This is a genomic window from Pullulanibacillus pueri (assembly GCF_014639255.1).
Lineage (GTDB): Bacteria > Bacillota > Bacilli > Bacillales > Sporolactobacillaceae > Pullulanibacillus > Pullulanibacillus pueri.
Map to the genome: position 1 here is coordinate 122,116 of NZ_BMFV01000008.1, position 11,691 is coordinate 133,806.

11 protein-coding genes and 4 tRNA genes are annotated in these 11,691 nt (G+C 38.1%); 5 read left to right on the top strand and 10 right to left on the bottom strand.

The annotated features are described in order from the left end of the window. Positions 1 to 43: 43 nt before the first annotated feature. Positions 44 to 193: a 50S ribosomal protein L33 gene (rpmG, locus tag IEV91_RS07450; RefSeq protein ID WP_188496793.1), complete on the bottom strand. Its 150-nt coding sequence runs from the start codon at positions 191 to 193 to the stop codon at positions 44 to 46. Between the two features lie 259 nt (positions 194 to 452). Here rpmG and IEV91_RS07455 point away from each other — a divergent pair, with 259 nt between their 5' ends. Together IEV91_RS07455 and IEV91_RS07460 are read left to right on the top strand one after the other, a co-directional pair. Beyond that, the gene (locus IEV91_RS07455) at positions 453 to 647 is read left to right on the top strand and encodes a hypothetical protein (RefSeq protein WP_188496794.1); all 195 of its coding nucleotides are present in this window, start codon (positions 453 to 455) and stop codon (positions 645 to 647) included. Positions 648 to 662: 15 nt separating this feature from the next. Beyond that, positions 663 to 1,220, top strand: coding sequence for an MltG/YceG/YrrL family protein (locus IEV91_RS07460; RefSeq protein ID WP_188496795.1), 558 nt, complete (start codon positions 663 to 665; stop codon positions 1,218 to 1,220). Positions 1,221 to 1,340: 120 nt separating this feature from the next. Here IEV91_RS07460 and IEV91_RS07465 read toward each other — a convergent pair whose 3' ends face one another. The 8 genes from IEV91_RS07465 to IEV91_RS07500 form a co-directional block, all read right to left on the bottom strand. After that, on the bottom strand, positions 1,341 to 3,425 hold the full coding sequence (locus IEV91_RS07465) for a peptidoglycan D,D-transpeptidase FtsI family protein (protein WP_188496796.1): 2,085 nt from the start codon (positions 3,423 to 3,425) through the stop codon (positions 1,341 to 1,343). 139 nt (positions 3,426 to 3,564) lie between these two features. After that, positions 3,565 to 4,857, bottom strand: coding sequence for an MFS transporter (locus tag IEV91_RS07470; RefSeq protein ID WP_188496797.1), 1,293 nt, complete (start codon positions 4,855 to 4,857; stop codon positions 3,565 to 3,567). Between the two features lie 84 nt (positions 4,858 to 4,941). Then, positions 4,942 to 6,222, bottom strand: a complete 1,281-nt coding sequence (locus IEV91_RS07475) for a methyl-accepting chemotaxis protein (protein WP_188496798.1) — start codon at positions 6,220 to 6,222, stop codon at positions 4,942 to 4,944. A 146-nt stretch (positions 6,223 to 6,368) separates the two neighbouring features. Continuing rightward, positions 6,369 to 6,977, bottom strand: coding sequence for a superoxide dismutase (locus IEV91_RS07480; RefSeq protein ID WP_188496799.1), 609 nt, complete (start codon positions 6,975 to 6,977; stop codon positions 6,369 to 6,371). A gap of 299 nt (positions 6,978 to 7,276) precedes the next feature. Beyond that, positions 7,277 to 7,351: transfer RNA gene (locus tag IEV91_RS07485), tRNA-Met, on the bottom strand. Between the two features lie 244 nt (positions 7,352 to 7,595). Further along, positions 7,596 to 7,672: transfer RNA gene (locus IEV91_RS07490), tRNA-Ile, on the bottom strand. 1 nt (position 7,673) lies between these two features. Continuing rightward, positions 7,674 to 7,749, bottom strand: a tRNA-His gene (locus IEV91_RS07495). Positions 7,750 to 7,798: 49 nt separating this feature from the next. Further along, positions 7,799 to 7,875: transfer RNA gene (locus IEV91_RS07500), tRNA-Met, on the bottom strand. 283 nt (positions 7,876 to 8,158) lie between these two features. Here IEV91_RS07500 and IEV91_RS07505 point away from each other — a divergent pair. Beyond that, positions 8,159 to 8,686: a DUF1189 family protein gene (locus tag IEV91_RS07505; RefSeq protein WP_188496800.1), complete on the top strand. Its 528-nt coding sequence runs from the start codon at positions 8,159 to 8,161 to the stop codon at positions 8,684 to 8,686. Positions 8,687 to 9,090: 404 nt separating this feature from the next. Here the strand turns inward: IEV91_RS07505 and IEV91_RS07510 are convergent, their stop codons facing one another. After that, positions 9,091 to 9,723, bottom strand: a complete 633-nt coding sequence (locus IEV91_RS07510; protein WP_188496801.1) for an NfeD family protein — start codon at positions 9,721 to 9,723, stop codon at positions 9,091 to 9,093. A 182-nt stretch (positions 9,724 to 9,905) separates the two neighbouring features. Here IEV91_RS07510 and yqfZ point away from each other — a divergent pair, with 182 nt between their 5' ends. Both yqfZ and ispG read left to right on the top strand, forming a co-directional pair. Continuing rightward, positions 9,906 to 10,244, top strand: a complete 339-nt coding sequence (gene yqfZ, locus IEV91_RS07515) for a protein YqfZ (protein WP_188496802.1) — start codon at positions 9,906 to 9,908, stop codon at positions 10,242 to 10,244. A gap of 160 nt (positions 10,245 to 10,404) precedes the next feature. Next, positions 10,405 to 11,526, top strand: a complete 1,122-nt coding sequence (gene ispG / locus IEV91_RS07520) for a flavodoxin-dependent (E)-4-hydroxy-3-methylbut-2-enyl-diphosphate synthase (protein WP_239541154.1) — start codon at positions 10,405 to 10,407, stop codon at positions 11,524 to 11,526. Positions 11,527 to 11,691: the final 165 nt, after the last annotated feature.

Sequence of the window (11,691 nt, forward strand, 5' to 3'; positions counted from 1 at the left end):
GGTCGTCCCGCCCTTTTAACTTGGCTTGTACGACCCTTTCAACTTACTTCGTTTCCTTATGCAAAGTCATTCTCCGCAAACGCGGGGAATATTTTTTCACTTCAATGCGTTCAGGATTGGTACGTTTATTTTTGCTCGTAATGTAATTACGGTCACCCGTTTCAGTACATTCAAGAATCACTTGTACGCGCATGGACTATCCCTCCACTTCTCTCATCAATTCTACATACTATAATATGATAACAAATGTCGTCAAATCAAGCAAATGATTTTTCATAACACTTCTCCTCCATTTTTACATCTTCATGCATTATTTTCTTTTATAGGAAATTTATGAAGAGAATTGTCGAAAAAAGATTACAGTTTCCTTTCTTTTTCTACAAAACTCTTTTTATCTCCCCTAAAGATATGTTATAAGTAATGAAGAGGAGTCAAAAAGTAGGAGGATCGATATGGGATACATTTTACTCGTTTTGGTCATCATCGGTTTAATTGTACTTGTCCTCTCCTTTTTTAAACAGGACAGCATTAAACAACTTGAGGACCAAATTGAAGGGACATCCATCACAATGATGCAAGAACTTTATAAAGTGAAGAAAAAAGTTCGTGTCCTTGAAGAAGAAATGATGATCGAAGACAAGGAATAGAAGGAGGCTCACATTGTGACCAAAAATGGCATGCGCGCTTTTGCCGCTGGAATGATTATCACTTGTGCTGTGATCGCCTTTTTCTATTATTTTATGTTATCAGATACAGGTCAAGCAAAAAAGGCGACAAGCAAAACACTTTCAGATAGTGCAGTTGAAGACTATTTGGCTAAAAAAGGACAAATTGCTGTCGACCAAAAGACTTTTAACGCATGGCAAAAGGCTGAAACTGAAAAAGATTCAAAACAAGACAGCAAGGCATCTGATGAAAAGTCAACAGATCAAAAAGATCAAAGCACAGCCAAAAGCGATGAAAAGTCAAAAACAGATGACAAAGACGCGAGTGAAACAAAACCGACGAAAGTTAAAATTCATATTAAGTCAGGCATGACGTCAACAGATATTGCCGACCAACTCGAATCCGAACACATCATTAAAAAAGGACAAGCAGACGACCTCGTCCATTACATCGTTAAAAACGGACTTGAAAAATACATCCAGCTTGGTACTTATACGGTCAGTAGCGATATGAGCCTTGCTGAAATTGCGAAAACGATTGCGAAAGAAAGATAAGATTGGATAGTGCCTTAAGGCTTAAAAACGTACTTAATATAACTTCTCGTTATAAAAGAATCCCCTTGTGCTTGAGCTCAAGGGGATTCTTTTTGTTTGTTTATCATTTCCTGATACTGATTACTTCTTTTGTTCTTCAAAATATGTTTTAAAGATTTCTTGACCAATTTCAATATTAATATGCTCTTCCCCCTTAATATTGGGACACATTAGAGCAACAGCAACTTGAGGGTCATCATAAGGGGCATAACCGACAAGTGCAAGATTATACATTCCTTTTTCAACCGGTGCTAATTGGGCAGTCCCTGTTTTAGCAGCGATTTTCAACTTTAGCATCTCTTGTCCTCCACCAACGCCCAATTGAGTAGCTGTACCCGTTGGTCCATGGGTAACGAGATAAAAGCCTTTATGAACTTGATCAAATTGTTCTTTTGTATTCGGAATAGTGTTTAACACTTCGGTTTTCTTTGTTTTAATAGTAGGTCCCAATTGATCAGGTTCCCCACTTGGCGTATGAATGGACTCCAATAGATGTGGGGCCAAGCGATAACCACCATTCGCAAGAGTTGACACATATTGCGCCATTTGTAGTGGTGTGTACGTATCATATTGTCCTATTGAAAACATCATAATTTTCCCTTGTTCATCAGGAATTCCCCCATTAAAACCCGTTGATTCAAACGGGAGGTCAATCCCTGTGTTTACACCTAATCCAAATTGGCCATAAGCATTTCTAAGGGTATTTACAGCATTCACAAACTTTTGTTGCGCATGCTCACTCGAAAAAATCTTAGCGGTATATGAAGAACCAGAATCACTAATTTGGAAACCTGCCATTTTACCAACAATAGTCCCCATGTAAACATTTGATGAATTTTCTAATGCTTCAGGAACACCATTTAAATAACCAATGGCATGCCACGAATTAAATTGCGATCCGCCTTTAAAATTTATCGGCTTATCATCAAGGGGACCCGGAATTGCGTTATTTTGATACCCTGCTAATACTGTAGCTCCTTTTACTGAGGAACCAATTTGATACGCATTTAAAATGGTTCCTGAAGAAGCATCTTCGAATTTATGCGTTTTTTCATTATATTTTTTCCCAGCCATTGCCAAGATGGCCCCTGTATGAGGATTCATCACAACAGCATAAGCTTCTCGTGCGTTATTTCCATAAAACTTCTTTATTTTATTTTCTATAATATCACCAATTTTATCCTGCAAATCACTATTTATGGTCAGTTGGATATCATCACCACGTCGCCCCTCGGTCACTTCAGGACTGCCGACCACTTCACCACTACTGTTCTTCGTAAATTTATAAGTGCTGGGTACACCACGTAATACATCTTCATATTGTTCTTCTAAATTGCTTGTTCCCACAAGATCATTCATGTTGTAGCCTGCAGCCTTGTAATTATCGTCTTGATGCTTAGGAATATTTTTGACATTGCCTAAAAAGAAATATTTTCCTTTTGGATATTCTCTTGTTGCAGAGACCGATGTATTAATCATGCCATCAAACTCATCTAAGTGTTCTCCAACATTTGCTAACTCTTCAGCAGAAAGGTGTGTCGCGATCGTCGTTGGCGTTAAATTTGTGGCTTGAGACATATTTCTCCAAATGGCTGCCACCTTCATTTGCTCAGGAGTGAGTTGATTAAGCTCTTTATCGGTGATGCGATCTAATACCTTTTGATAAGCTTTTTGCTGGGCCTTCTCATTTTTTTTCGAAGCATCAATTTCAGCTTGAGTGAGTTTTTCTTCATTAACTTTTGGATGCGTTCCGATATAGAAATCTTTCAAATCACGTTCTGTTAAGTTTTGAGTTGTGACAGTTCCATCAGGGACGTCCTTCTTGGTGCTGACATGAATATATTGACTCAGCTTTTGAGCATATTTAATCATTGTCTCTGTATCTAATCCCGGTTTTCTCGTGAACACAACCGCATAACTACTCTTATTTCCCGCGAGAATCTTTCCCTCGGAATCATAGATCAATCCCCTAGGAGAGCTCACTGTCGTTTCGACATTTTGAGTCTTATCCATTTTTTCCGTGTAGGTTTTCCCTTGAACAATTTGAACATAACCTAACCGAAGAACAAGGCTAGAAAAAGCAAAGAAAATCAAGAGAAATAATATATTTAATCGGAAAGGGATATGGCTTTTTTTCTTTTTCTTTTTTACTTTATTTTCATCCACGCGCCTCACATCACTTTCACTTTAATTCACAAAATTCACTACCCCAACATAAAAAGGACAGCACGAATACATTAAACGTGTGTCCCTTTATTGTACTATAATTCCTCAATTTTTTGCAGACAAATTCGTGATTTTGTCATCAAACTGTCGAGCCACTTTCACCATTGTGAAAACGCTTGGCCTCTTCTGCTTCTTCTCGGGCATCATCATCCGTGTTCGTTGTAAAGTGAATATTGCGGATACAAAAATAAATGGCTAGATGCCCAGCTCCTATAGCCATCATAAGAAACCTTATGCCATCTTCATTATTTTTGAATACCGCTAAAGTGAGCAAAAATAATAAAATAGAAACGATCCTTCCGCCATTGTAAAAAAGTTCTCGGACCACAATGTACTCAATCCGCATTTCCGCCGCCTTCCACCCTCTTCCAATTACATCAAATGTTAAAGACATGTAAGGAACAGATAATAGTGGCAATGCGAAGGAAACCGTTATCGCAAAAAAGATAAGTAAAGGAAAGGTCAGTTTAAATATAATGATGAAAACCGATGCATAAAGCAATAATCCCCCAATAAGAATAGCCATTTTCCGATGATGAGGCTTAACGAGGCGAGACACCAGATAAAAGGATATAAACATAATAGCAGACTCTATTAACCCAAATTTCCCAAGTGCAAATTCACTTTTTGTCGTCATAAAGACCCAAATGGTGATGACAAAAGCAAATGTTCCTTCCCTAATCCCTTGAAAAAAATGAGCATATAAAATATCCTTCCAATTAGAGTTGTGCTTTCGTTCGGCTATAATTCGCCTAAAGGTAAAACTCCCTTCTGCCGGCCGACGTTTGAGAAACCAACTCGTTATAATCGCAATAGCAAATAAAGCCAGGGATATCCCAAATATAATTTTATATCCGGTATAATTCGTCATTGAAGCAATAACCCACCCTGCAAAAATAGGACCGATCATTCCCCCTAAAGAAGAGAGTATCCCTTGAAAGCCATTAAAGAAATCTCTCGTATCTGGCTCGGTGATTTCAAACGTTAAAACGTTAAACGCTAACCAGTAAAAGCCATAACCAACCCCCAATACAGCGCCAAACAATAAAAGATAATCTTGAGTATAGGAGCCAAACAGAAGAACTGTAATAAAGAACAAGGCTAAAAAGATAACCCCTAATCTTAAAACGATCACACGATCAATTTTCTTTGCCCACCGTCCAGCAAGCAAAAAGGTCAAGGGTTGAAAGATAACAATCATTAAATTGTAAAGACCAATATTGAAAAAGCTATTCGTATGCTTCCATAAAAAGACGTTTACAAACGTATTGGAAAGCGCAATCCCTAAGAAGTATAATCCGCTGATAACCAACAACAATAGTAAATCTCTTGGTATATCCTTCTTATTAAAAAATATTCGCAAAGCCTTCATATAAAGAAATCTCCCCTACTTTATTTCACCATTAGTGTGCGTAAAAGTAGAGGAGTTATTCGCTTAAAACTGACTGTTTTTATTTTAGACTCTGACACGTTCTGCATGTTGTTTTAATGTTGTGATTTGATCTAAGATTTCTTGTACATCCAAAGTCACTTTGCTCATATTATTTGAACCTTTTTGAGCCCCAGATGCTACTTCATTGGCAGAAATAACAGTTTCTTTTGATGCCAGTGCCATTTGCTCTGCCTCAAGAACAACTTTATTCATGTATTCTTGTTGTTCACCTGACATTTTATGTATTTCTTCGATATTAGAAACGATTAAATTAATACTATCCATCATGTCGGTGATTTGTTTACCCGTGGTTCTCGCACGTTCGATTTCTCTATTTCCAATCGTAACCTGTTCATCATTATATTTGACTGTATCCATGACATTACTCTGGATTTCAATCACTGAATCATGAATCGCATTAACGGCCCGGGCACTCTGATTGGCTAATTCTTGAATTTCATTAGCGACAACAGCAAAACCTCTTCCTGCCTCTCCAGCACGTGCGGCTTCAATGGAAGCATTTAAAGCAAGCATATTAGTTTTTTCAGCAATTTCAGCCACCATATTTGTAATCTGTCCAATTTTTTCTGTCTTTTGTTTTAAGCTCTGTGTTGTATTCAAGGCCTTATCATTGGTATCAGCAATCAGGTGAATCCCTTCGATTAATTCTTTTAACGCCCCACTACTCTTTTTTAAATTTTCCATGGTTGTTTGTGATAAAGCATTTGATTTACTCGCTTCATTTTCAATCCTCGTTGCAAGACTAAGGCCTTGTTGAACACGCTCTAAGGAATCTTGACTGGCCTGCGCCTGGCTTTCTGAACCCGATGCAATATGTGTCATGGTTACACTTATCCCTTGAATTTCTCCAGATAAATGCTCCATTGTCTCCTTCAAAGAGGACATCCGATTTGAAGTTCCATCAACATATTTTTGAATATCACTGATGATAAATTTCAATTCATTAACCATTTGAATAAAGCCATTAGATAGTGTTTCAAATTCATCTCGAGTATGAATGGGCTCAAATTGAACATTCAAATTCCCTTTTGCTGCTTCCGAAACACCATTATGTAATTTTTGCAATGCCCGGGTAAAATATTTTGCAATAAAATAGCCGAGAATACCTGACCATACCACACCAAGAAATAATGTGAGCAGTATAAATAACCATTGTGGAAGGAAATGTTCAAACCAATCAGCAATAAAAAAGATAAAAAAGCCACTTATACCATAGGTAATTAATGCAATAAGACTCATTCCGGTTACAAGTTTTTTCACAATTCCAATTGACTGTTTATCCATACTAAGACCCCTCTCTACTATAAATATCGACAAAATCGCCTTACTCTTACAGTTAAAAAAAGAGGCAAAAATATGGCTTTTATATAAAAAAAAGAAAAAAGCCTGTGACATTTATCACAGACTTTTTCTATAAAAATCATTATTGGTTATTTTGCTGCTTCAAAGCGTTTGTTGACTTCGTCCCAATTGATGACATTAAAGAAAGCATTAATGTAATCAGGACGACGATTTTGATAGTTAAGGTAGTATGCATGCTCCCAAACATCAAGACCAATCACAGGTGTTTTACCTTCTGATAGAGGAGAATCTTGGTTAGGAGTCGTAGTGATTTCAAGTTGACCATTATTGACAACAAGCCAAGCCCAACCAGAACCAAAACGAGCAGCGGCCGCATCAGAAAATTCCTTTTTAAATGCGTCAAAGCTACCAAATTTAGCCTTAATAGCGTCTGCAATGGCACCTGTTGGCTCGCCACCACCATTTGGGCTTAGGATTTGCCAAAAGAAAGTGTGGTTAGCGTGTCCACCACCGTTATTGCGGACAGCCGTGCGGATATTTTCTGGTACTGAGTCAAGATCGCTAATAAGTTCCTCAATGGACTTACTTGCAAGATCATCATGACCTTCAAGCGCCGCGTTGACCTTTGTTACATAAGTCCCGTGGTGTTTATCATGGTGAATACGCATGGTTTGTTCATCAATATGTGGTTCGAGTGCATTAAAATCATAAGGTAATTCTGGAAGTTGATAAGCCATTTAAATCTCCTCCTATATGTAGATGAATTTAGACAATTTGTCTAGTGTCTTGCTATTTTTAGATTAACAAAAATGACTCATTTCTTCAATTAATATACCTATAATTCGTGAAGTTCAAACCTCTTTCACCAAATCATTTTAAAAACTGATTAACAAGGACTTCGGCTTTTAAAAACAAATGATATTTCAATCCTATCAAAAGAGGATGTCTACAAAAGCTAGGCTTTTATGACATCCTCTGTTTTTCTTATGTAATTTAATTCAGTTAGCTTTTGACTTCTAGCGTGTATGTTTAGCTTTGGTTGCGGGGGCAGGATTTGAACCTGCGACCTTCGGGTTATGAGCCCGACGAGCTACCCCTGCTCCACCCCGCGACGATGTTAAACGGCCGCTTTCCCCTGTAAAATCCGTTGACTCTCAAGAAGGTAGGCTAAATTTTACAAGCTTACAATGACGTTTTTTTCTACGATGTAGGCTTGCTCCACCCCGCGACGATGTTAAATGGTCGCTTTCCACCGTAGGATTGCTCGACTCTGTGACGTCAACCGTTCTATACCTTATTATCTCCTACAATCATCAGTCTATGCATGATTTTTAAAAAAGTGACGTTAAAATAAATGGTGGACCCTGTAGGACTCGAACCTACGACCGGACGGTTATGAGCCGTCAGCTCTGACCAACTGAGCTAAGGGTCCGTGGGGCGACTAATGGGGATCGAACCCATGTATGCCGGAACCACAATCCGGTGCGTTAACCACTTCGCCATAATCGCCATAACATTCAAAAATGAGGTTAGTTCATAACCTCTGGTTAATATTGTATGGTAGCGGTGGAGGGGATCGAACCCCCGACCTCACGGGTATGAACCGTACGCTCTAGCCAGCTGAGCTACACCGCCATAATAAGTTTGTCTAAGAGATTATTTTAACGACAGGAACTAATATATCATCAATTTCAAAAAGTGTCAATGCTTTTTTATTATTTTTTTCAAGCGTTTCGAACTCTTCTTTTCGATGTCTTTCCTGCGACGTCATTTAATATAACATGTAAAATCTATTAAATCAATAGCTTTTTTTATTTTTTTTCTGAACGTAACAAAACTTGTGATGGCCTCCCACCTTAAGATAAAATGAAAGAGAATTAAGAATCCATTCAATAAAACAATAAAGGTGAGCCAGCCCATGAAAATATCATTATTAAAGCAATTGCAAAAAAACTTATTGCATCCTAAACAAGCCTCTATGTTTCGCTTTTTGAAAGTCGGCTATAACATTTACTATGCTTTTTTTATTACGTTAATTGCAGCCCTATTATTTTCTCCATCAATTATAAGTCAAAGCATAGATACAACGAAAGATTTATCAATCATTTTTATTCCGTTAATGCTTGTGCTCTACTATATTTTATTATCAGCAGTCGTCTTTTTTTACATTTCCGGCCTGGCCGTAATCGCCTTAAGTATTAAGTCTCTACTAAAAAAGCGTCTTAACTACCAACATCTATGGTCTTTAGCCGCTAATAGTATCACATGGCCCACCTTACTGGTTGCCGTCGTTAATCTATTTATTCCTTTACCTAATGTCTTTATTTGGCTATATGCCGTTTGCTGTCTCGCGATGCTCACTTACCTTATTTACGTCGTTCCGAAACCCAAACCAAGACCGACAGTCCCGCGAAAAAATAACGCTGTTCATAAAACAGACCTATAAAAGAGCTTGGCTTATCGCCGAGCTTTAATGGCGGAAGTCAAAGTTGCCCTTTATAAGGTCTGCCGCAAAATTATAATTCCTTACGTTATTAAGAACGAGGTTGGGACAGAAGTCTTTCACTCATAGAAAAATCCGAACATTCTATTTAATGAACAGATTTTTCTTTATTCTTAGCATAAGGCGAATCGCTCCATCAAAATGCTTCGCTTCCCACAGCTCACTTTGGATTGGGTCATTTAAACTCAAAAGTCAATCTGCGGACACGTGCTGTCCCGCTGAACTAAGGAAAGCGACTAGGAGAATCATCTTCGCATGTTGACTACGCTGCCTATTTCCTACTTTAGTCTCTAAAATTTTTTGTTCGACATTTGCATTTATTAGGTTTGTTTTATCTCAGCCTCGTTTCATTCCTGATGGGCTTCAATCACAATCCGCGTTCCATCTACTGAAACCACCTTAATCATTTGGTCCCTTTCAAGCCAAACCCCATTGGTAATTGCACTGTATTGCTTCCCCTCTACTTCTATGGTACCAACAGGGCGAAACGGTGTTATACTTTTCCCTATCTTTCCAACAAGCAATTTATACTCTGCATTAATAGAGTTATACCCTTTTTCACTTGATAACTGATCCATTAAGGTAAGCTTGGACCAAAACGCTCTTGCAGGAAAAACTTTTAAGAACAAAAATGATCCACATACCCCTAAAATAAATGCTGCAGAAACACCGAGGCCATATACCCAAGACGGTGCTGGTAAGGCACAGGCAAGCATCATGAGAAGTAGACCTAATATAGCCACCGAACCATTATTAATCAGTTTTCCATCTAATACAATAAGAATAAATCCAGCAACTAAAAGCGAGATCATTAATACTGGTGAGTCATTGGGTAAATGGTGAATAAAATATAAGACAAACAGTAATAAACTAATGACCCCAAAAATCCCCTTGGCACGAACGAGGAATTCACCAAACATTAATAATGAAGCCAAGAAGATGACAATAAACCCCACTATCGCTATATCAAGAATAGCCACTGCGCTCACCCCTCCCTTTAATTTATTATCCTAACTATAATACGAACAACACCCTCAGGGGGTTCCCTATTTTTAGTTTAAAAAGCTTTCTTAAATAAATCTACTAAATGTGGCATAAGTCTAGTAAACACAACATAAGTATGAAATATAAAACTATAAAGGCTGTAAAGGAGGAACTTCTTTTGAAAAAGTTTATACTTTATACATTATTAACAATCATCAGTCTCACTTGTCTATATGATTGGACGAATGGCTCCCTTAAATACATTGCGATTGATCAGCCTCAATCTGCTGAGGCAAAAACAAAACTTCAAAAGACGCCCTCTACTTCAAAGCCTTTTCAAAACGTAACAGTGCAAACAGGAGATACAGTTTTATCTATTATTGAAAGATTAAACCCCAATCAAGTTGAAAATATTAGCAAGATGATTAATGATTTTCAACTTCTTAATCCAAAACAGAACCCCAATCAAATAAAAATAGGGGAGAGCTACCGATTCCCATTATATAAAGACAAATAAGTACTATTCATAGATGAATAATGATATGATGTATAAAATAACAAAAATGTCACATGATTTGTTTCCACTATAGTGTAATCATGTTAAAATAACAGTTGATATTTCATTGTTATTCGAGTAATTCAGGTTTTAAGAACCTACAAAAAGGAGCGATCGGGGAATGGCATCAATTACCCATCGAACACAAACGAGACCCGTCAAGGTTGGTAATGTGACAATCGGCGGTTCCAATGAACTTATTATACAAAGTATGACCACAACGAAGACTCATGACGTTGAGGCTACGGTGGCCGAAATTTTACGCTTGGAAGAGGCTGGCTGTCAGATTGTTCGCGTAGCTTGCCCAGATATGCGAGCAGCAGAAGCGATTCCGGAAATCAAAAAGAGAATTCATATTCCACTCGTTGTTGATATCCATTTTAATTATAAATTAGCGTTAAAGGCCATTGAAGGTGGCGCCGATAAAATTCGGATCAACCCCGGTAATATTGGGAGCCGTGAAAAAACCGAAGCCGTTGTAAATGCAGCTAAAGCGAAAGGCATTCCTATTCGTATCGGTGTAAATGCCGGTTCCCTAGAAAGAAAGCTTATCGAGAAATATGGTTATCCGACAGCAGACGCTATGGTCGAAAGCGCGTTACATCATATTAAAATTTTAGAGGATCTTGACTTCCATGACATTATCGTTTCATTGAAAGCCTCTGATGTCAATCTAGCCGTTGAAGCTTATGAAAAGGCAGCTCAAGCCTTCGACTATCCATTACATCTCGGCATCACTGAATCAGGAACGAAATTCTCTGGCTCGATAAAAAGCGCTGCTGGACTTGGCATCCTTCTTCACAAAGGTATCGGAAATACACTTCGTATTTCTTTATCCACCGATCCCGTTGAGGAAGTAAAGGTTGCTCGCGAGCTCCTGAAATCCTTTGGTCTCGCCGCAAATGCTGCAACATTGATTTCTTGCCCAACATGCGGAAGAATTCAAATGAACCTCTTCAAGGTTGTTGATGAGGTGGAAGAATATATTCAGAAGATCAAGGCTCCCATTAAAGTCGCTGTTCTGGGCTGCGCTGTAAACGGGCCTGGTGAGGCACGTGAAGCCGATATCGGCATCGCCGGAGGTAAAGGAGAGGGACTGCTTTTCAGACACGGCGAGGTCATTCGTAAGGTTCCTGAAGACAAGATGGTTGAAGAATTAAAAATTGAAATTGACAAACTTGCTGAGGAACATTACAAAAAACAAGAAGAAGAAGAAGAAGAAAAAGCTAAAGTGAATTCATAAAAAAATCCCTCACCATCATAGGTGGGCACTGAAAATCTTACGATTTTCTGGAATAACTAATTAACTTTATTAAAAAGACGACCTAAAAATTCGGAAAGTGAATTTTGATATGCTCCCTTTTAGGTAGACAGATTAAAAAATAAAAATCTGTTCTATCTAGGGGGA